We start from the raw sequence: 21428 nt of genomic DNA, 5'->3' as shown, positions 1-21428 counted from the left end.
GTAGGATCAGCGCAGATCCATCTGCACGTAATGCTGCCGCAAGGCGGCGGGCGGCATGCCGTACCCGGCACGGAACTGCGCATAGAACTGGGTGAGCGAACTGAAGCCGCATTGCTCGGCCACTTCGGACACCGCAATCGAGCTTTCCACCAGAAGCGCGCGCGCGCGCATCAGGCGCATCCGGTTGATGAACATCTTCAAGGGCACCTGCATCGTCCGGGAAAACAGCGTCAGGGCATAGTTCTCGTGGAGGCCCGTGACCTGCGTCACCTGGGCGTTCAGAAGTGGCTTGTCGAGATTTTCCAGTACGAAGCGGACCATGTCGATCACATGGCGGACGTGGGCAGAGCTGAGGTTCCGGTCGGTGCCGATCTCGTGCTGCGGCGGGCGGAGGAAGTCGAAGCCGGTGATCGAGGCGCGGCGGAAAAGGGCGTTCAGCTCCATCTTGACGATCTCGGCCCGCTCGAAATCCCCCGAGCGGTAGTCGAGATACCAGCGTTGCATCAACCCTGCGTCGCACAGCGATTCGGGCAGCATGACCATTCCGCGCCCGATCATGGCGGCCTGCAACGCCATGATGTGGCGCATCTGCAGGAAGCTGTCGAGCGGCAGGTAAATGTTGGCCAGCTTGATCGGACCCTCGTCCACCGGCTGGATGGCGGTCAACTGGTGCGGCACGCCTGCCCAGAACAGGATCAGCCGGTTCTCGGGCAGGATCAGCCGGGTGCCGTCGATATCGTAGGCCATCCGGAAATTTGCGGCGAAATTCAACTCGATATGCCCGTGCCAATGCGGCTGGGGCATCACCACGGGTTCAAAGATACGGATGCCAAAACGGCCGAAGGCGCGGAGGTGTGAATAGAAGTGCCGGTCGTGGCTGGGCACCGGCATCGGATTGCGCCGCGCGCGCGCTCTGGCCTGGGGGTCGTCCATCCTCATCCCATCCAATCTTAGAAAACCGGAAAACTATCTGACAAACCGATATTGCTGAACGGCGGCCAATTCCGCAACCTTGGACTGTGCCGGTCAGGGGGGAGGATATCTCTGCCCGGCAGCCACAGCATAATGATCAACCGACTACACGTGTTGGCCAAGGGAGGACACATGACGTTCCAGGTCCGTAGCGCCGCTATGGCGGCGCTGTTGTTGGGGGTATCTGCGGGGGCAGTGCAAGCCGAGATGGCCGCACCGACCGCTCCGCCAGAGCCGCCGAAGTTCGAGGCGCAGACCGAACCGGTCTACGTGAACCGCTCGGACATTTTCGAGTTCAAGGCCCTGCCGGCCTATTCCGAACCGGCCTGGGTCACGGCCTTTGTCGATGCGGGCAAGCTGCCTCCGGTGGCCGAGCGCCTGCCGAAGGAGCCGCTGATCTACAAGGCCGCGAACATGCCGGACGGGCCGGGCGTCTATGGCGACGTGATGCGCCATGTAATCGGCGGGCGGCCCGAAGGCTGGAACTTCTGGGCCGGACAAAGCTATGGCTGGGGCGGGATCGACATCGGTCTGGTCGAATGCCTGACGCGGACCGGTCCCCTGTTCACCGTGAACTCGGAAGACCTGCAACCGCTGCCGAACCTGGCGAAAAGCTGGGAATGGTCCGAGGACGGCAAGACCCTGACGATCAAGCTGATCGAGGGTGCCAAGTGGTCGGACGGCGACGCCTTCGACGTCGAGGACATCGAGTTCTACTGGAATGACGTGATCATGGACGAGAACGTCACTCCGCTGATGGGGGCAAGCCCTGCAACCTACAACAACGCGACCTTCGCGGTGGTGGACCCCTATACCTTCACGCTGACCTTCCCGGACGCCTTCCCCGAGCAGGTGCTTTACGCGATGGCCTACGGCAACTTCTGCCCCGGCCCGGCGCATGTGCTGAAGCCGAAGCATCCGAAGCATGGCGGCGAAAGCTATGAAACCTTCCTCAACGCCTTCCCGTCGGACTTCATGAACTTCCCGACGATGGGCGCCTGGGTCGTGGTGGAACACCGCCCCGATGACATCGTGGTGAAGCGCCGCAACCCCTATTACTGGAAGGTCGACGAGACCGGCCAGCAGCTTCCCTACCTGGACGAGATGCACTTCCGTCTGTCCACCTGGGGTGACCGCGACGTGCAGGCGGTGGCGGGGACGGGCGACTTCTCGAACCTCGAACAGCCGGAAAACTATGTCGAAAGCCTGAAGAAGGCAGCCGATCCGGCAAGCCCGGCGCGGCTGGCCTTCGGACCGCGGTCCATCGGCTATCAGCTGTTCTTCAACCAGTCCGCGAACGGCTGGGGCGAACCCGATGCCCGGGGCCAGGCGGTGCGCGAGCTGAACCGGAATCTCGATTTCCGCAAGGCCGTCACTTACGCGATGGACCGGCAGCGGCTTGGCGACAGCCTGGTGAAGGGTCCGTTCACGGCACCCTATGCCGGGGGTCTGCTGACCTCGACCAGCTTCTATGATGCGGGCTCGACCGTGTTCTATTCGTTCGACGAGGCCAGCGCGAAAGGGGCGCTTGAGGCGGCGGGTCTGTCCGACACAGACGGAAACGGCGTGGTCAACGTGGCTGGAGGCGAAGACCTGACCGTGACGCTGCTGGTGAACTCGGACTATGCCACGGACGGCAACCTGGCCGAGGGCGTGGTGGCGATGATGTCCGATGTCGGCATCAAGGTCACGCTCAACAGCCTGACCGGCAAGGACTTCGACAACGCCCGCGACGCCGGGGCCTGGGACTGGTTGGTCCTGCGCAACAACCAGGAGTACGTCTCGGCTGTGCAGGGCACGGCGAACCTTGCGCCCATTGGGCCGATGACTGCCGTCTGGCATCGTGCGAACGGCGCGGGCGAGATGGATCTGCAGCCCTACGAGCAGCAGCTTGTGGATGCGATCAAGGCCTTCATCGGCACCCGCGATCCGGCCGCCCGGATCGAGGCGATGAAGACCTGGCAGAAGACCTTCACCGAAAACGTGACGGCCGTCGGCCTGACCTCGTATCCGGGGGCGCTGATCATCAACAAGCGCTTCGCGAACATCCCGGCGGGGGCTCCGATCTTCATGTACAACTGGGCTGAGGACAACATCATCCGGGAACGGGTGTTCGTGCCGGCAGACCAGCAGATCGGCGCCGAACTGCATCCGCAGACGCTGCCGGGCGCTCCGGGCTCGGCCGGGCCGATCGCGGCGAACTAAGGGTTTCCTCCCGAAGTCCGGGGGCGGCAGACGACCGCCGCCCCCGGGCACCCTCTGATTTCCCCCCTTCACTTGCAGGTGACCCGCGATGCTGGGCTTCCTAGGCGTCCGCCTGATGCAATCGGTGCCGGTCCTGATCGTGATGAGCTTCATCACCTTCATGATCATCCAGGCTCCACCGGGCGACTATGGCGACTTCATCCGCACCAACATGATCGTGCAGGGCGGTGCCACGCCCGAGGCCGCGTCCGCAGCGGCCGAAGAATACCGCGAGAAGCACGGGCTGAACGATCCGTTGCTGATGCAATACGGCTACTGGATCTGGGGGATCGTGACCGAGGGCGACTTCGGCCAGTCCTACGCCTACAACAAGCCGGTCTCCGAGATCCTGGCGCAGCGCCTGCCCCCGACCATTGCCATCGCACTGGTCTGCCACCTTTTGGCGACGGTGATCGGCATTGGTTTCGGCATCCTTGCCGCCACCCGGCAATACACCTGGGTCGACACGGTTCTGTCCTTCGTGTCCTTCATGGGCATGACCATCCCGCGCTTCCTTCTGGCGCTGATCATTCTGTACATCCTCGTCTTCAAGCTGAACGTGCAGGAGATCGGGTCGTTCTATTCCTCGCGCTATGGCGGGCAGCCCTATTGGGAAGGGTTCCTCGACTTCAACTGGGGCAAGCTGTGGAACCTGATCCAGCATGTCTGGCCAGTGATCGCCGTGGCGACCTTCGGGGGCCTTGCCTACAACATGCGGGTGATGCGGGCGAACCTGCTGGACACACTGAACGCCCAATACATCGAAACCGCGCGGGCCAAGGGTCTGGGCGAAGGCGCGGTCATCATGCGCCACGCGGTGCCAAACGCGCTCCATCCGCTGGTGGCCTATCAGGGCGTGGTGCTGCCCTACATGCTGACCGGCGAGATCGAGGTGGCCATCGTCTTTGGCCTGGCGACCATCGGCCCGGCGATCGTGGGGTCGATGGCGATCGGGGATGTCTATGTCACCGCGACGCTGATGCTGGTCCTGGGCGCCACGCTGATCATTGGCAACATCATCGCCGACCTCTTGCTGGCGCTGCTTGATCCGCGCATCCGGGTGGGGGGTGACAAATGACCCTGATCCACGAAGGCGAAGCCGCAGACGGGCGGCTGTCCACCGTCTCGACCACCTCGCAAAGCTATCGCGCGCTGGTGTGGCGCCGGTTCCGCAAGTCGGTGCCGGGGATGCTGGGGCTGGTCCTCGTCTCCACGCTGTTCATCATGTCGATATTTGCCGAGTTCTTCTCGCCGCAGAACCCCAATGCCAATGGTGCCTCATTCGCGCCGCCGGATCAGATCAGCTTCTTCACCAAAGACGGTTTCACCCTCTGGCCGGTGGTCTATGCCATCACCGAAAGCGAGGAGTTGGACCCGATCACCTTCCAGCCGCTGATGGGGCCGGACCTCGACAATCCGCGTCCGCTGGCCTTTTTCGTGGACGGCTGGGAGTACAACTATCTGGGCTTCATTCCGATGAATACGCATTTCATCGGGCTGTCGGATGGCACGCCGCTCCGGCTCTTGGGAACCGACAAGCTGGGCCGCGACATCCTTTCCCGCGGGATCATCGGCAGCCGGATCACCCTGGTCATCGCGCTGACCTCGATCACGCTGATCACCATCACCGGAACGCTGCTTGGGATCACGTCGGGCTATATCGGCGGGCGCTTCGACATGTGGTTCCAGCGCTTTGTCGAGATCGTGCTCGCCTTCCCGCAGCTGCCTTTGTACCTGACGCTGACCACGCTGATCCCGGTCACGGCTCCGTCGCCGGTCTTCATCGGCTTCGTGATCCTGGTCATCGCGGGTCTTGGCTGGGCGCAGCTGTCGCGCGAGGTGCGGTCGAAGACCATGTCGATGGCGAGGATCGACTATGTGCGGGCGGCGCAGGCCGTGGGGGCCTCGGACGCCCGGATCGTCACGCGACACATTCTTCCGAACGTGATGAGCCATGTGATCGTCTCGATCACCCTGGGCATTCCGGCCATCGTTCTGCTGGAGTCGTTCCTGGGCTACCTCGGCTTTGCGGTGAAGCCGCCGTTGATCTCCTGGGGGCTGATGCTGCAGGACGCCTCGACCTTCTCGGTTATCGGGTCCTACCCGTGGATCCTGTCGCCGGTGGGCTTCATCCTGCTGGCGGTTTTCGCCTTCAACGCGCTGGGCGACGGCTTGCGCGATGCCATTGATCCTTATTGAGGGGGCGCACATGACCGACGACATCGTCATCGAGGCCCGCAAGATCGGCGTCACCTTCAAGGTCGACGGCGGCGAGATCGAGGCCGTGAAGGACGTCTCCTTCACGCTGAAGAAAGGCCAGACCATCGCGTTGGTCGGGGAATCCGGTAGCGGCAAGTCGGTGACAGCGCGGGCGATCATGCGGCTTCTGTCGAAGCGGGCCACGGTCAACCCGCAGACCGAAATCCTGTATGCCGGCCGCAACATGGCGACGCTCTCACCGACCGAGATGCGGCGGCTGCGCGGCAACCGGCTGTCGATGATCTTCCAGGAACCGATGTCCTCGTTGAACCCGGTCTATACCGTCGGCAACCAGATCGCCGAGGTGCTGCGCATCCACAACCGGATGTCGAAGGCCGAGGCGATGGCGAAGGCGCTGGCCCTGCTGAAGGATGTCCAGATCCCGGAACCGGAGGCACGGCTGGACCAGTATCCGCACCAGCTTTCCGGCGGGCAGCGACAGCGGGTGATGATCGCGATGGCGCTGGCGAACAACCCCGATGTGCTGATTGCCGATGAACCCACCACGGCACTGGACGTGACGGTACAGGCAGAGATCCTGAACCTGATCAAGGCGTTGAAGGACAGGACCGGGTTGGCGGTGATCCTGATCACCCACGATCTGACCGTGGTCCGGCAGTTCGCCGACCATGTCTATGTCATGCAGCACGGCGAAGTGCGCGAGGCGGGGCCGACCGAGGCGCTGTTCACCAACCCCCAGCATCCCTACACCCGCAGGCTTCTGGGGTCCGAGCCGAAAGGCCAGGCCGATCCGGCGCAGGTGGGGACCGAAACCGTTCTGAGCGGCCGCGACATCCGCGTCACCTACCGGCTGCGCAAGGGTGGGGCTTTCCGCGGAACATGGGCGGACCTGCAGGCTGTCGACGGTCTGTCGCTGGAGCTGAAACGGGGCGAGACTTTGGGGCTGGTCGGGGAAAGCGGAAGCGGCAAGACCACCTTCGGTCAGGCGCTGCTGCGGTTGAATACGCTGACAGAAGGCGCGGTGGAGTTCATGGGGACCCGGATCGACGGGCTGGACCGCCGCGCGATGAACCCTTTCCGCAAGCGGATGCAGGTTGTCTTCCAGGACCCGTTTGCCAGCCTGAACCCGCGCATGTCGGTCCGCCAGATCATCGAGGAGGGGCTGATCGTCAATGGCCTTGGCCGAACCCGTGCTGAACGCGAGGAGCGGGTCAAGCAGGCCCTGCGAGACTCCGGGCTGCCCGATACGATCCTGTCGCGCTTTCCGCATGAATTCTCCGGCGGGCAGCGCCAGCGTCTTGCCATCGCCCGTGCCATCGCGCTGGAACCGGAATTCATCCTTCTGGACGAGCCGACCAGTGCGCTCGACCTTTCCGTGCAGGCGCAGATTATCGAGCTTCTGCGCGGATTGCAGCGCGACAAGGGGCTGAGCTACCTGTTCATCAGCCACGACCTGAAGGTCGTCCGTGCGCTTTGCCACCGCGTCATCGTCATGCAGAACGGCCGGATCGTCGAACAGGGACCGGTCGACGCCGTGCTGGAACGCCCCACAACCGACTACACCCGCCGCCTGGTCGAGGCGGCCTTCGAAATCGCAGCCTGAGGAACCGAAATGCCCACCCCCGTCATCACCTTCATCGGCGCCGGATCGGCCGTCTTCACCAAGAACATCGCCGGGGACATCCTGTCCCGGCCTGCACTGGCGGGGGCGGAAATCCGGCTGATGGACATCAACCCGCAAAGGTTGGAGGAATCCGAGATCATCGTCGGCAAGCTGGCGCAGACCTTGGGCGGCAAGGCGAAGATCAAGACCTATACCGACCAGCGCCGCGCCCTGACCGGGGCGGATTTCGTCGTCTGCTGCTTCCAGGTCGGCGGCTATGACCCCTGCACGATCACCGACTTCGAGGTGCCGAAGAAGTTCGGGCTGCGCCAGACCATCGCCGACACGCTGGGCATCGGCGGCATCATGCGTGGCATCCGGACGGTCCCGCATCTGTGGTCGATCTGCGAGGATCTGACCGAGGTCGCACCCGACGCGATCATGCTGCAATATGTGAACCCGATGGCGATCAACACCTGGGCCATCGCGGCGAAGTTTCCGAAGATCCGGCAGGTCGGCCTCTGCCATTCGGTTCAGGGCACGGCCTACGAGCTGGCGCGCGACCTTGACCTGCCGGTCGAGGAGATCCGGTATCGGGCGGCGGGCATCAACCACATGGCCTTCTACCTGACCTTCGAGCGTCGGCAGGCGGACGGGTCGTACAAGAACCTCTATCCCGACCTGGTGAAAGGCTACCGCGAGGGGCGCTTCCCGAAGCCCAGCCACTGGAATCCGCGCTGCCCGAACAAGGTGCGTTATGAGATGCTGACGCGGCTGGGGTATTTCGTGACGGAATCCTCGGAGCATTTCGCCGAGTATACCCCGTGGTTCATCAAGCGCGACCGGCCGGACCTGATCGAACGCTTCGGCATCCCGCTGGACGAATACCCCAAGCGCTGTATCGAACAGATCGCGCGCTGGAAGAAAGAGGCCGAGGCGCTGAAATCGGCGAACACGGTGGAGGTCAAGGAAAGCCATGAATACGCCTCCGAGATCGTGAATTCGGTCATGACGGGCGAGCCCTCAGTGATCTACGGCAACATCGGCAACCGCGGTTTCATCCCGCAACTGCCGGAAGGCTGTGCGGTCGAAGTGCCGGTGCTGGTCGACAGCAGCGGCCTGCAGCCGACGGTGGTCCACGACATCCCGCCGCAGCTGATTGCCCTGATGCGGACCAACATCAACGTGCAGGACCTCACGGTGCAGGCGCTGCTGACCGAGAACCCCGAACACATCTACCATGCCGCCATGCTGGACCCGCACACCGGGGCGGAACTGGACCTCGACCAGATCTGGCAACTTACGACCGAGCTTCTGGAGGCCCACGGTGATTGGCTGCCCGAATGGGCGCGGGTGCCGGTGCGGGAGGCGGGATAGGCGCATGTGGCCCCGGCGCATCTGTGTGGTGGGCGGCGGCACGGCCGGTTGGCTGGCCGCGATGATGCTGGGCGACAGCGCCCGACGCGGGGGCCATGCCTGCGAAGTGACGGTGATCGAGTCGTCCAAGATCGGGACCATCGGGGTGGGGGAGGGGACCACCGCCGTCTTCCGCCAGATGCTTCAACACTTTGGCCTCGACGAGGCCGAATTCCTGGCGGCCACCGGGGCCACGATCAAGTTCGGCATCCGCCATCGCGACTGGCGGCGGAAGGGTCATAGCTACGACGGCCCGATCGACGACCCGCACCGGGTCGCGGGGTTCGAGGTCAACGCGCTGGACGTCTATCAGGTGAGCCAGGGCGAGAGTGTCGGCGAGACGCATCTTTTCCAGCACCTTCTGAACGGCAATCGCAGCCCCTTTGCGATGGTGGGCGGGCGGCGGGTTCCGGTCGGCCCTTATCACCACGCCTACCACTTCGATCAGGCGCTGGCGGGGAAATGGCTGCGGTCGAAGGCAAAGGCCATCGCAACCATCGACGACCAGGTCAAGACGGTGGAGCGGCACGCAGAGACCGGAAACATCCTCTCGCTGGGACTGGAGGGCGGCACGCGGATTGAGGCCGACCTTTTCGTCGACTGCACGGGTTTTCGCCGCGCCCTGATCGGGCCGATGGGGGGCAACTGGGTCAGCTACCGGGGCACTCTGCCCGTCAACCGGGCGATCCCGTTCTGGCTGGACATCCCGGACGGTGAGGAGATCGAGCCCTGCACCCTCGCTTGGGCGCAAGGCGCGGGCTGGATGTGGAAGATCCCGACGCAGGGCCGCTATGGCTGCGGCTATGTCTTCTCGGACGCGCATGTGACGCCAGACCAGGCCCAGGCCGAGATCGAAGGCGTCCTCGGTCACCCCATCGAAGTCCGGAACGACATCAGGATCGATGCTGGTCGGCTTGAACAGCAGTGGATCGGCAACTGCGTGGCGCTGGGACTTTCGTCAAGTTTCCTTGAGCCGCTGGAGGCGACGTCGATCCACGGCACCGTCGTCCAGCTTATGCTTCTGTCTTCGGTCCTGCCGAATCCCGACGACCGCGCGCGGCTTGCCTTCAATGCCTCTGCTGCCCGCCAGGTGGACGACTTCCGCGACTTCATCCGGCTGCATTACGTCAGCGAACGTCGGGACACGCCGTTCTGGCAGGACGTCGCGGGGTTGCTGCCCGACCGGCTGGCCGAACGCCTTGCGCTTTGGCAGCAGAAAGTCCCGGGGCCGGAGGACTTCCAGCCCTTCCCGATGGGCCTGCCGCACACCGACCACCACCTGCATGTCCCCATGCTGGATGGTCTGGGGCTGCTGAACCCGCAGGCCGCGAAGGACTGGCTGGCCGATCACCCGAAGCTGCGTGCCAATGCGCGGCGGTCGGCGCGGTCGCTGGCGACCGAATACCGGCTGGCCGCGCGGCAGGCTATTCCGCACCGCGCGTTCTTGCAGGGACTGCACGAACCGGCGTGAGCCGCTCGTCGTGCGCCTTCGGCTTCTCCTCGCTTGGGCGCACGAGGCGTCCCATCAAACCGCCTCGTCCCGCATGGCCCGAAAATCCATCGGGGACATCCCGCGATGGCGGCGAAAGGCTTTCGCCAGGTAGTTCGCATCGGCAAACCCGGTCGCGCTGGCGATGTCGGCAATCTTCATCTCGGAGGCAGTCAAAAGACGCTCCACCCGGTCCATCCTACGGGCGAAGACGTGGTCTGACGGGGGAAGACCTGCCTCGGCCGCAAAGCGCCGGACGAAATGCGCCCGGCTCAGGCCAGCGACCTGGGCCAGCCTGTCCACCCTGAGATCGCCGCCGAGGTTCATCTCGACATGGGCGAGCACACGGGAGATTTCCGGCGCGAGCATTGGCCGTGGCCCCGCGCCCGCGAAGGCCGCGTCATGCAGGACGGCCAGCGCCTGATACCCCAGGACCGAGGCCTGTGCGGGGGTCAACGGGCGGGTCAGCAGGGCGTGGCAGGCCTCGGCCAGTTGGGCGGAGCCGTGGTCGCCGGGTCGCAGGACTGGCCCCGCGACGGCAAGGATCTCGCGCGCCATGCGCAACGCCTCGCGGCCGAAGAGGATGAACCAGAAGTATTCCCAGTGCCCCCCGCGTTCCAGCCAGTAACGATGGGCGTGCGGCATGGTCACCAGCATGGTTTGACCCACGCCAAGCCGATGCGGCGCGCCGCCGAAATCCAGTCGCCCCTCGCCAAGGATGGTGTGCTGGATGACCAGAAAGGGTTCGGTTCCGCGCTTCAGCCCGTCCCAGCTGTACAGCTCGTTCCGGCGCTGTTCATAGCCTGCGGCTTCGGTCAGGACCCCGAGGGTCGGCACGGACCCGCGGGAGGACAGCACGCGGATGTCGTGGCCATGGGCCAGAAGACTGGACAGCATGAAGTTACCCGGGTTGGCACAAGATTTCTCTACACCCGTGACGCCCATGCGCCTAGCCTTTTCCCAACTGGAGGAGGGTCCAACCATGCCATTCAAGCTTTGCATCATCGGCGCAGGAAGTGTCGGTTTCACCCGTAAACTCTGCTCGGACATCCTGTCGGTGCCCGAGTTCGAAGGGATCGAGATCGCCCTGACCGATATCAGTCAGACGAACCTGGACATGATCGCCCAGATCCTGCGGAAGATGGTGCAGGTGAGCGGGCTGAAGACGAAGATCACCGCCACGACCGACCGCCGTCGCGCGCTCGAGGGCGCGAAATACGTGATGAACACGGTCCGCATCGGCGGGGTCGAGGCCTTTGCCACGGACATCTCCATCCCGCTGAAATACGGCGTCGATCAATGCGTCGGCGATACGATCTGCGCCGGCGGCATCCTGTACGGTCAGCGCGGGATCTCGGCGATGCTGGACTTCTGCAAGGACATCCGCGAGGTGGCGACGTCGGACCACCTGCTTTTGAACTACGCCAATCCGATGGCGATGATGACCTGGGCCGCGATTGACCATGGCGGGATCAATACCGTGGGGCTGTGTCACGGTGTGCAGAACGGCCATCGTCAGATCGCTGCCGCGCTGGGAGTGCCGTTCAGCGAGGTCGACATCGTCTGCTCGGGCATCAACCACCAGACCTGGTATCTCGACATCCGTCACAAGGGCCGGAAGATCGAGAAGGATGAGCTTCTGGCGGCTTTCGAACGCCACCCAGTCTTTTCGCGCCAGGAAAAGGTGCGGATCGACGTGATGCGGCGGTTCGGCTTCTACTCGACGGAATCCAACGGGCATCTCAGCGAATACCTGCCGTGGTACAGGAAGCGCCGCGAGGACATTCCGAACTGGATCAGCACCGACGACTGGATTCACGGCGAAACCGGGGGCTACCTGCGGCACACCCGCGAAACCCGCAACTGGTTCGAAACCGAATTCCCCACCCTTCTTGCCGAAGCAGACAAGCCCCTGTCGTCCTGGAAACGCACGGACGAACATGCCAGCCACATCATCGAGGCTTTGGAGACCGGCCGTCCTTACCGCGGGCATTTCAACGTGAAGAACGGCGGCACGATCAAGAACCTGCCCGAGGATTGCATCATCGAAAGCCCCGGCTGGGTCGACCGGTTCGGGATCAACATGGTGGAAGGCGTGACCCTTCCTCTGGCCTGTGCCGCCACCTGCCAGGCCTCGGTCAACGTGCAGCGGATGGCGGTCCAGGCGGCGGTGACGGGGGATGTGGAGCTGCTGAAGCTTGCCGTGCTGCACGACCCCCTGGTCGGAGCGGTCTGCACGCCGCAGGAGGTTTGGGATATGGTGGACGAGATGCTGGCGGCCCAGGCGGAATGGTTGCCGCAATATGGGTCCGGAAAAAGCGGATCTGCACGGAAACGGCCTGCTTTGGCTTGACACATCGGATATATACCCGAAACTATGATCTAAAGCTTCGGGAGGATAAGATGGCCGGAATCGCCTTGGAAAAGGTGTCAAAGACGTTCGGTTCGGTCGAGGTTATCCGCGACGTCAGCCTTGAGATAGCCGCAGGCGAATTCGTGGTCTTTCTTGGCCCTTCGGGATCGGGAAAGACCACGCTGCTGCGGATGATAGCCGGATTGGAAAGCATCGACGCTGGCGGGCTGACCATCGACGGGGTGCGGTCCGAGGGGTTGGCCCCAGGTCAGCGGAACGTGGCGATGGTGTTCCAGAACTACGCGCTCTATCCGCACATGACGGTGGCCGAAAACATGGCCTTCGGTTTGCGCAACATCGGTCTGCCGGAGGGCACGATCAAGGCCCGCGTGGCGGAAGCCGCGCGCATGCTCGAGATGGAGAAACTGCTGGCCCGGCGGCCGGCGGAACTATCGGGCGGGCAGCGGCAGCGAGTCGCCATCGGGCGGGCCATCGTGAAGGAGCCGAAGGCGTTCCTCTTCGACGAACCTCTGTCCAACCTGGATGCGGCACTGCGCGTCAGGACGCGGGTGGAACTGGCCGAACTGCACCAGCGGCTCGGCTCGACGATGATCTACGTGACCCACGACCAGACCGAGGCGATGACGCTGGCGGACCGGATCGTGATCCTGAACAACTGCCAGATCGAGCAGGTCGGCACGCCGATCGAGGTCTACACGCGTCCGGCCTCGCGCTTCGTGGCAAGCTTCATCGGGTCGCCGGCCATGAACCTGCTGCCGGTCACACTGACCGGCCAGGGCGATCGTGCGGCGGCGCGGCTTGGGGATGGGGCGATCGTGCCGCTTGCCACGACGCCGAAGGGCGAGGGTCCCTGGGAACTGGGCATCCGGCCCGAAGCGCTGACGGTGGTGGCGAACGGGCTGACCAAGGCCACCGCTACGGTCGTGGAACGGCTGGGCGACCGGACGCTTGTCTATGCGAAACTGTCGGACGGCACCCAGGTCGTCGCGCAGGATGGCGGCAAGTCGCAGGTGAAGGCCGGGGACAGCGTCGACCTAAGCTTCGACACAGCCGAGTTGCACCTTTTCGACGGGCAGGGCAGGGCGGTCCGGGGCTGACAGCCCGTATCGAAATCTGCTGAAACAGTGCGACGCGGAGTCTTCAGGACTCCGCGTCGTTTGCATTGAAAGCTTGGGTGCGATTGTTGCTTTCGTTCGGGGGACCGGACGTCAGCCCTTGATCCCGGCCGACAGGGTGATTGCCTCGGTTACCCTGCGCTGGAACAGAAGATAGGCCAAAGCGACCGGCAGGCCCGCCAGCACTGCCGCCGCCAACTGGCGCGCGTAGTAGACGCCGAAGGCATCGTTCACCTGGGTGATCCCCACCGGCATGGTCATCATCTCGGTCCGCGTGACAGACAGGAACGGCCAGAGAAACGCATTCCAGGTCCAGATGAAGCAGACGATGGACAGCGCCGTCGTAACCCCCCAGTTCATCGGCAGGTAGATCTTGAACAGGATCGCAAACTCGCCCGCGTTGTCCATCACTGCGGCTTCGCGGAAGTCCTTGGGGACCTGGTCGAAGAACTGCTTGTAGACGATGATGATGACCGGATGGATCAGCTGCGGCAGCATGATCCCGGCCCAGGTGTTGATCAGCCCAAGCTGTGACACCAGGACGAAGTGGTTGATGATCAGGGCCTGCGTCGGCACCATGAAGCTGGCAAGGATGAGCCACCAGAGCGCCTTGCGGCCGGGAAAGCTGAGCTGCGACAAGGCGTAGCCGCACAGCATGGACGACGCGACGGTGATCACCGTCACACCTACCGCGACGACGACAGAGTTGAGATACCAGCTGCCGATCTGCGTGGTGGTGATGGCGGTGATGTAGTGGTCGAAGGTCAGGTTCTCGGGCCAAAGCTCGATATAGGGGCGCACGACCTCGTCTTCAGGCTTGAGCGAGGAGATCACCCCCCAGTACAGCGGGAAGGCCCAGAGGACCGCGGCCAGCACGGTCAGGACGGTGATGATACCGCCCCACAAGTTCACGGTCTGAAGGCGTGGTCTGGTCATTTCCGGTTCCCCGCCATCCGCAGCAGTTGGAATTGCATCACCGAGACCACGACGACCAGCACGAATAGCGTGACGGCGACGGCGGCGGCGCGGCCGCCCTGGTCCTGTTGAAAGGCGCGCTGGAAGACATAATAGACCAGCACCATGTTGTCGTTCGGGCGTCCACCGACCGAAAACAGATAGACCTGGTCGAAGATCTTCAGTTGCGAGATGAGCTGGATGGTGAAGACCAGCGAGGTCACGGGCCAGAGGAGCGGCCATGTGATGCGGCGGAAGGTCGTCCAGCGGCTGGCATTGTCCAGCGCGGCGGCTTCATAAATCTCGGGCGGTATGGCGCGAAGGCCGGCAAGGAACAGCAGGATCGAGAAGCCTGCGGTCCACCAGATCGTCACCACGGCGACGGCGGGCATGAACCAATCGCGCGTTTTCATGATCGGAATGCGGTCAAGGCCGAAGAGATCAAGGATATGCATCAGGAGGCCGAACTGGAAGTTCAGCAGCCAGTCCCAGATGAAATAGACGACCGACACGGGCAGAATGTAGGGCAGGAAGAAAAGCGCCAGCACGGCAGCCTGCAAGCGACCTTTCAGCCGCGAAATTCCCATTCCGATCAGCAGCGCGATCAGGGTTCCCGGCAGGACGGTCAGCACGACGAAGTAGGCCGTGTTCCAGGCGGCGGTGCGGAACCGCGGGTCTTTCGGCAGTCGTTCGTAGTTCTCGGTGCCGACCCAGTCACCGCTGCCGATCAGCGGGGCGTCGGTGAACGAAATTCCGAACATCTGGATCGTGGGCCAGACGAAGACCAGAAGGTAGATCGCCAGAAACGGAGCCACCAGAACGGCGGCGATCCAGGCATCCTTGCGGCGATTGGTCAGCATCCTGCATCCCCGGAATAAGTCGGGGCCGCCCGGTGTCGGACGGCCCGCTGTACTGTCAGCTTAAAGAGCGTTCAGCTCTTCCTTGATCGACTCCACGGCTTCCGCCGGGTCCATCTCGCCGTTCAGGGTCGGGACGAAGTAGGTCGACATGACGTCGAACATCGGCCCGGCCACGCCCGCAAGCGGGGATTTCGGGTCGAAGATCATGTTGGCCGTCAGCGACGAATAGGTCGCATTGGGCTCCATCGCCTTGTATTCGGCCGAAGCGGTGATCGGGCCGTAAGCCGGGATATGGCCGGCGGTGGCCCAGAGCAGCGAGTTCTTCTCGATCCAGGAGATCACCTCAAGCACGGCGGCGCGCTTCTCGGGGGTCATCTCCTTGTCCTTGTTCGCGGGGATCGCGAAGCTGTGGCTGTCGGCATAGGTCGCCGGCTTGTCGAAGATCACCGGCAGTTCCACGGCGCCCCAGTTGAAGAGTTTGCCCTGAGAATTGAGGTCGGTCATCGTCGGGACTTCCCAGACGCCGTTGATCATCATCGCGGCTTCGCCCGAGGTGAAGAGCGCGACCGTCGCCGGGTAGTCGGTGTAGGTCGATTGCAGACCCGCAGTGGTCCATTCCGCCAGCACGGACAGGGCATTGGCAAGCTTTTCGCCGTTTTCGCCGGCCAGGAATTCGCCGTCGGTCATCAGCTCGCCGCTTTGCTGACCCATCAGCGAATAGACGGTGCGGAACATGAAGTTACCGTCGGCGGTGACCGAGCCGAGCGGGAACTTGACGCCGCTGTCCTTCAGCGCCTGCAGCGTGGCGGTAAAGCCTTCGCGGCTGTCCATGCCCTTGGGCTTGCCGTTTTCGTCCAGCATCCCGGCTTTTTCCAGAAGGTCCTTGTTGTAGTAAAGAACGATCGGGTGGGTATCCAGCGGCACCGCATACTGCTTGCCGTCAATCGTTACTGCATCCCAGGTTGCAGGCGCAAAATCAGCCGACGAAACGCCCATCGCCGTCCAGTCATCTGCTGTGATTTCCTGCAGAACGCCTTGCTGCACTGCCAGCGGGATACGGCTGGCGTGGTAGGTCATGACGTCCGGCGCCTCTCCCACGGCGGCGGAGGTCTGGACCTTGGCATAGAAGGGAACGCCCCACTCCAGCGTGGTTGCGTCGATCTTGATCTGGCCCGCATGGGCGGCGTTGAAGTCCTCGATCAGTTTCTTCATCCGTACGCCGTCGCCGCCGCCCAGAAAGTCCCACCAGACAACGGTTTCTTCCGCACGCGCAACCCCGGCGAAGCCGATGGTTGCAACGATGGCGGCCTTCAGCATTCCACTTATGGTCATCTTTTCCTCCCTCATGGCGGCGTGGTTCGCCGCGTCTCCTGGGAAAAGCGTATCGCCTTTCCCGATTCGATCAACGAAAACCTGATACGTATCCGGAAGCCGGATACTAAAGTCCCACCCGGACCATCGAGTAGGAATGTGGCGGCAAGGTCAGATGCAGGCCCTTTCCCGCCAACTTGGCCCCGCTGCCTTTCTGCGGCGCGACATTGTCCGGATTGGCCTTGCTGTTGCGCGCCTCAAGATCGGTGTGCTTGATTAGCGTGTGCTCGACTGTCCGCGCGCTGAAGCCATCCAGCGCAACGTCGACCTCCATCGGCTCGGTGCCCGAGCGGTTGATCGCAAAGAATGTGATCGTGCCCGCGTCGTCGTCGCGCACGCCCGCAATATCCAGCCACGGAACACCGGCAGCGGCATCGGCATCGTAGGTTGGAACTTCGACCGCGAGCTGCATCGCAGTGCCGCGCCCGTGCTTCGAGGCGAAGAGGAACGGCCAGTAGATCGTCTGGCGCCAGGCCGCACCGCCGGGTTCGGTCATGATCGGGGCGATCACGTTCACAAGCTGGGCGATGCAGGCGATCTTCACGACATCGGCCCGGCGGATGAAGGTGTTCAGGATGCAGCCGACCTGAAGGACGTCTTCGAAGTTGTACTGATCTTCCAGCAGAACCGGAGCTTCCGGCCAGTCCCAGGTCCGCATCCGTTCGGCGTCGGCCTTGCGCTCGTGGTACCAGACGTTCCATTCGTCAAAGGAAATCGTGACGTTCTTTTTCGACCGCCGCTTGGCCTTCACATAGTCGATCACACCCGAGATCGTGCCGATGTAATTATCCAGCTTCTGAGGCAAAGCTAGGAATTCGTTAGAATTCTTCTCGTAATTCTCGAAGTACATGTGCAGGCTGATGTGGTCGACTTGGTCGTAGGTTTCTTCCAGCACCGTGGCCTCCCACTGGGGGTAGGTCGGCATGTTGGAATGCGACGAGCCGCAGACCACAAGCTCCAGCGTCGGGTCAAGGCCGCGTAGGGCCTTGGCGGTCTCGTTGGCGAGGTGGCCGTATTCACCGGCGGTCTTGTGGCCGACCTGCCAGGGGCCGTCCATCTCGTTGCCAAGGCACCAGAGGCGGCAGTTCCAGGGCTCTTTCCGCCCGTTCTTCGCCCGCAGGTCCGACCAGTAGGTCCCGCCCTTGTGGTTGACGTATTCGACGAAGGCCCGCGCCTCATCCAGGCCGCGCGAGCCCAGGTTGACGGCCAGCATCATCTCGGTCCCGGCCTTTTCGGCCCAGTCGGCGAATTCGTGAATGCCGACCTGGTTCGTTTCGGTCGTGCGCCAAGCAAGGTCCAGACGTTTCGGCCGCTGATCCTTAGGGCCGATCCCATCTTCCCAGTTGTAGGCCGAAACGAAGTTGCCGCCGGGATAGCGGCAGATCGGCGTGTCGATGGCACGGACGAGGTCGATCACGTCGCGGCGCATGCCTTGAGCATCGGCAGTCGGGTGGCCGGGCTCGTAGATCCCAGTGTAGACCGCCCGTCCGAGATGTTCCAGAAACGACCCATACAACCGTTTGTCGATGTCCGCGATCGTATAGGCGCTGTGCGCCGTAACCCGTGCCTTCATTGCATCCTCCCAACCGGATCATGAGAATCCGTCAATCCGGTTCATACCGGAAGTATGGGTATAGTTTGCCATGACCGGGCGCGGGTCAAGCGAAATGGTTCAGGTCAGGCGCGGATCAGCCGCAGGGCGATGTCCCGGTCATGGTTGCCGAAGCCGCGGCCGAAGATATTCATCCCGCCAGGGTGGCGGGCGTCTTCCTTCACGCCGATCCTGACCCGAATGGACCGATGGGCGTTCAGCTCCAGGTCGCCCAGACAGCAGTCGGAAAACCTGACGCCATCCAGGAAGGTCCCGGATTCGGTGACCTCCCACCGTTTCAGGTCGCCGTACTGCGACCCCGCCAGCTTCCACCAGTCCGGAGTGAACTTGCCGCGCTTGTCGCCATAGTCGCCCGGCGAGGTCCAGGTCCCGATTTCATGTCCGTTGATGGCCACCGTGATGTCCGAAGGCCAGTCCTTCGAAGTTCCGGGAACTTCCGAGGACAGTTCCATCGTCAACTCGACCGCCTTGATCGACGCACCGGCAAGCTTTGCGTTGTTGGGAAACTGGTATTCGACGAAGCCGTGGTTGAACCACAACAACCCGGCACGCATCCGGTCGGGGTCCAGGAAAGTGTCCGGCACGTCCAGTAGACCGATGATCCCTTCGGGTGAACACAAGCCGCAAGGCGCACTGACCTCGCAGCGGGTGTAAAGCCCGATGGGCATCGAGACCTCGATCGCGTTCGAATTCTGGGCCGGGCTCGGTTCCTTGAAGGCGATCAGCATTTCCGTGAACGTGGAATTGCAGATCTTCTGGCTGCCCTTGCGACCCTTTTCGGACCGGGTCTGCACCAGGCCCGCATCGACGAGGATCTGGATGTTCGACGAAACCGTCGACTGCGGCAGGTCCAGTTCTTCGGAAACCTGGTTGACGTTGCGCGGCCCCCGTCGGGTCAGATGCTCAAGGATACGAACCCGGACCTCGCTGGCGAGGCTTCGCAGGATATCCGGCCGCTCGAGAGGGTCAACAACGAGAATCTGGTTGGTCATGACAGCACGCCAGTTCGAATGATCGGTTCGTATCAGGAATGCCGATGCAAATAAAGCCGTCTCGAGAAGTGCCCGGTGGCGCCCGACGCGCATCCCCCGGCGCCACCCATGAAACTGAATGCTCCGGGATAGTCGGGAGAGACGACGGGGAGGTCGGCGCGTCCGCTTTCGGCCCAGAAGAAGCCATTCGGACTGGATTGAGTTCACCGACGCGGCTCTGCTTAACCGACCCTTCGTGCTGGTTTCATTCGGCTCTCCTTCGACAGGCCGACGCCTGCCCGCCTTATCGCGACCGCGACAACATCACTGAAGAGAGCTTTCTCTACATCATGCGCATCACATGAATCGGCATCTGGCTTCGTGTTTTGTCAATTCGCCTAGACCTTCTTGGATATTGCAGCAATCAGCGGTTGTCGGGATTTGGCTCGATCTTGGCTCCCGCCACGGTCGCCGGTCTCGCGACTGCGTCATCCATGTTGGCGACCACCCGAAGCCTCGCACGGCGCAGCGGTAATGCGCTGGCAAGACCAGAGGGCATTGGGTCAGCGGTCAGGATGCGGCCAAGTTCGGCCAACCGTTCGGCGCGCTGCAGCACCTGCTGACGCAGGGTGGCTTCTTTCAGCGCATAGGCTTTGCGGTTGGACGCATCGGCCAGCAACTCGGGGTAGCTGAGGTCCTCGGGTCCTGGTTCCGGCGCGTCCCAGTGGCGGGCATAGGAGATCAGAAGATCCTCAATCAGGGGCAGTTCGGTCAGGAAGCGTCGCCACCGGTGTTCCTTCAGATCGAACTCATCCAGCACGGTTTCGCCAGCCTGTGCGCCAAGGTCAGTCAGGATGTCAATTACTGACGCAGGCATGTCGAGGTTCATTCCGCCTTCTTCTGGTTTCAATGCCACGGTCACGATGCGTTCGCGGTAACCTGTGAGAACCGATTGCAGAGAGTCCTGCCAATCTTTGGCGCTGTCGAATAGCGCCATGACAAAGCCCGTCACACCTTTGAAGTTCTGGGTTGGCAGCAGGCGGCCCGCCCCATCCGGAGCAGTGGGCAGGGTGATGCGGTCATCTTCGGCCCCCACCCTTGTGCGGGCAATGTCGTAAGCCGCAAGGGCAATGCCGAATGTCGGGGTTTGCGGAAGGAAGCGATCAAAGAAGTGGACCGGAAAGTTCGACGAGATGCCTCCATCGGAGAAGAGGCAGCGGCGCGTCTTTTGCGCAGGGTTAAGCCGTTCAAGCGTGTAGTCGATCCGGTAGAGCGGCACAGCGGTGATCAGGCCTGGGAAGGAAAGGCTCATCCGCGCCAGAACTACTAGCGGCAGATCGTCGGACTGGAAATAATGCAGCTTGCCCGAAAGGTCGCCCCAATCTGGAGGAACTTGGCGGGAGTGCTTGATCATGTGATCAACCACCTCGCCCGGGAATAGGCGCCGGAATTCATCCTCGTGAAAAGCGTGCAGGTTGTTGCCCATCGGCAGGGCATAGGGGCGTCGGGTGGTGATGTCGGTCGTGACGGTCTGGACATTAATGCCGCGCGCCTTGAGTTGGCCTATCGTAAGTGGGCCTTCACCGAGAGCAAGACCTGCGACATCGTCTATTGTGGTGCACAGCCAGTTGGTCAGCGCTGGTCCGCTCTGACCGGGCTGGGTAAGACCGGTGCAAAGGCCGTAATCTTGCAAAGGCAGATAACGCTCGATCTGGCGTTTGGCCACAAGCATTGGGCCAATCAGGATCCCTGCAATGGTTAAAAGGATTCCCAGCACCAGAAAACCCCAGTCAGTGGGTCCGTTTGGCGCTACGGCCAGAACCGCGATCACGACGCCGGGCAGGGCAGCGCCGGCGGCGGCAAGCGGGTAGCCTTGCAGAAGGGCGCGCAGCAGGGCCAAGGGTTTGCCAGACAGGGCCGCAAGCGCCAGCCCGAAGAGCGGGGCCAGATGCGGTGTGGGCTGGAACTTTTCCAGGAGCGTCTTCGACAGGTCCTGCGGCAACGCCTCGACCTTGGCGAAGCCGCCTGTCATGCGGCCGTATTCCGCCGCGGCGGTCACCACCGCTGCGATTGCCCCCGCCGAGGTGCCGCCGATATTCTCGAACCGGTATTTCCGGGACAAGGCCACCACCGCGCGCGGGTAGACCACGCCGGATGTGATGCCCCCCTTCATAACGAGGTCGCAGCGGTGGGCTGGGGCGGGCGCGGTGGCAGTCATCGTGGCCTC

At 63.0% G+C, this 21428-nt stretch carries 16 protein-coding genes; 8 read left to right on the top strand and 8 right to left on the bottom strand.

Annotated features, from left to right (window positions below; all coding sequences use genetic code 11):
* Positions 1 to 6: 6 nt before the first annotated feature.
* Positions 7 to 933: a helix-turn-helix domain-containing protein gene (locus Q0C42_RS13325; RefSeq protein ID WP_295076646.1), complete on the bottom strand. Its 927-nt coding sequence runs from the start codon at positions 931 to 933 to the stop codon at positions 7 to 9.
* A 171-nt stretch (positions 934 to 1104) separates the two neighbouring features.
* On the opposite strand from Q0C42_RS13325, the gene Q0C42_RS13320 reads away from it, so the two are divergent.
* From Q0C42_RS13320 to Q0C42_RS13295, 6 genes are all read left to right on the top strand, one after another.
* Positions 1105 to 3177 carry an ABC transporter substrate-binding protein gene (locus Q0C42_RS13320; protein WP_295076644.1) on the top strand — a complete coding sequence of 691 codons (2073 nt, stop codon included), beginning with the start codon at positions 1105 to 1107 and terminating at the stop codon, positions 3175 to 3177.
* Between the two features lie 88 nt (positions 3178 to 3265).
* Positions 3266 to 4294 carry an ABC transporter permease gene (locus Q0C42_RS13315; RefSeq protein ID WP_295076641.1) on the top strand — a complete coding sequence of 343 codons (1029 nt, stop codon included), beginning with the start codon at positions 3266 to 3268 and terminating at the stop codon, positions 4292 to 4294.
* On the top strand, positions 4291 to 5415 hold the full coding sequence (locus tag Q0C42_RS13310; RefSeq protein ID WP_295076638.1) for an ABC transporter permease: 1125 nt from the start codon (positions 4291 to 4293) through the stop codon (positions 5413 to 5415). Before Q0C42_RS13315 ends, Q0C42_RS13310 begins: the two co-directional genes overlap by 4 nt.
* A 10-nt stretch (positions 5416 to 5425) precedes the next feature.
* Positions 5426 to 7039 (top strand): ABC transporter ATP-binding protein, encoded by a 1614-nt coding sequence (locus Q0C42_RS13305; protein WP_295076634.1) that lies wholly within the window; start codon positions 5426 to 5428, stop codon positions 7037 to 7039.
* A 9-nt stretch (positions 7040 to 7048) separates the two neighbouring features.
* Positions 7049 to 8416 carry an alpha-glucosidase/alpha-galactosidase gene (locus tag Q0C42_RS13300; protein WP_295076631.1) on the top strand — a complete coding sequence of 456 codons (1368 nt, stop codon included), beginning with the start codon at positions 7049 to 7051 and terminating at the stop codon, positions 8414 to 8416.
* A gap of 4 nt (positions 8417 to 8420) precedes the next feature.
* Positions 8421 to 9926, top strand: a complete 1506-nt coding sequence (locus Q0C42_RS13295) for a tryptophan halogenase family protein (protein WP_295076628.1) — start codon at positions 8421 to 8423, stop codon at positions 9924 to 9926.
* Positions 9927 to 9980: 54 nt separating this feature from the next.
* Here the strand turns inward: Q0C42_RS13295 and Q0C42_RS13290 are convergent, their stop codons facing one another.
* A complete protein-coding gene (locus Q0C42_RS13290) occupies positions 9981 to 10841 on the bottom strand; it encodes an AraC family transcriptional regulator (RefSeq protein WP_295076625.1) in 861 nt (286 codons plus the stop codon).
* Between the two features lie 85 nt (positions 10842 to 10926).
* Here Q0C42_RS13290 and Q0C42_RS13285 point away from each other — a divergent pair, with 85 nt between their 5' ends.
* Both Q0C42_RS13285 and Q0C42_RS13280 read left to right on the top strand, forming a co-directional pair.
* A complete protein-coding gene (locus Q0C42_RS13285) occupies positions 10927 to 12297 on the top strand; it encodes an alpha-glucosidase/alpha-galactosidase (RefSeq protein WP_295076622.1) in 1371 nt (456 codons plus the stop codon).
* Between the two features lie 50 nt (positions 12298 to 12347).
* On the top strand, positions 12348 to 13415 hold the full coding sequence (locus Q0C42_RS13280; RefSeq protein ID WP_295076619.1) for an ABC transporter ATP-binding protein: 1068 nt from the start codon (positions 12348 to 12350) through the stop codon (positions 13413 to 13415).
* Positions 13416 to 13526: 111 nt separating this feature from the next.
* Here the strand turns inward: Q0C42_RS13280 and Q0C42_RS13275 are convergent, their stop codons facing one another.
* The 6 genes from Q0C42_RS13275 to Q0C42_RS13250 all read right to left on the bottom strand — a co-directional run bounded on the left by Q0C42_RS13275 (position 13527) and on the right by Q0C42_RS13250 (position 21419).
* Positions 13527 to 14369 carry a carbohydrate ABC transporter permease gene (locus Q0C42_RS13275; RefSeq protein ID WP_295076616.1) on the bottom strand — a complete coding sequence of 281 codons (843 nt, stop codon included), beginning with the start codon at positions 14367 to 14369 and terminating at the stop codon, positions 13527 to 13529.
* A complete protein-coding gene (locus tag Q0C42_RS13270) occupies positions 14366 to 15247 on the bottom strand; it encodes a carbohydrate ABC transporter permease (RefSeq protein WP_295076613.1) in 882 nt (293 codons plus the stop codon). Before Q0C42_RS13270 ends, Q0C42_RS13275 begins: the two co-directional genes overlap by 4 nt.
* 60 nt (positions 15248 to 15307) lie before the next feature.
* On the bottom strand, positions 15308 to 16579 hold the full coding sequence (locus tag Q0C42_RS13265; RefSeq protein ID WP_295076610.1) for an extracellular solute-binding protein: 1272 nt from the start codon (positions 16577 to 16579) through the stop codon (positions 15308 to 15310).
* Between the two features lie 106 nt (positions 16580 to 16685).
* Entirely contained in the window at positions 16686 to 18191 is a 1506-nt protein-coding gene (locus Q0C42_RS13260; protein ID WP_295076606.1) for an alpha-N-arabinofuranosidase, read from the bottom strand.
* 104 nt (positions 18192 to 18295) lie between these two features.
* A complete protein-coding gene (locus tag Q0C42_RS13255) occupies positions 18296 to 19222 on the bottom strand; it encodes a helix-turn-helix domain-containing protein (RefSeq protein ID WP_295076603.1) in 927 nt (308 codons plus the stop codon).
* Positions 19223 to 19625: 403 nt separating this feature from the next.
* Entirely contained in the window at positions 19626 to 21419 is a 1794-nt protein-coding gene (locus Q0C42_RS13250; RefSeq protein WP_295076600.1) for a patatin-like phospholipase family protein, read from the bottom strand.
* Positions 21420 to 21428: the final 9 nt, after the last annotated feature.

This window comes from Tabrizicola sp., assembly GCF_022842145.1.
Lineage (GTDB): Bacteria > Pseudomonadota > Alphaproteobacteria > Rhodobacterales > Rhodobacteraceae > Tabrizicola.
Note: the sequence above shows the minus strand (reverse complement) of the source record. Positions and strands in the feature narration are given on the sequence as shown.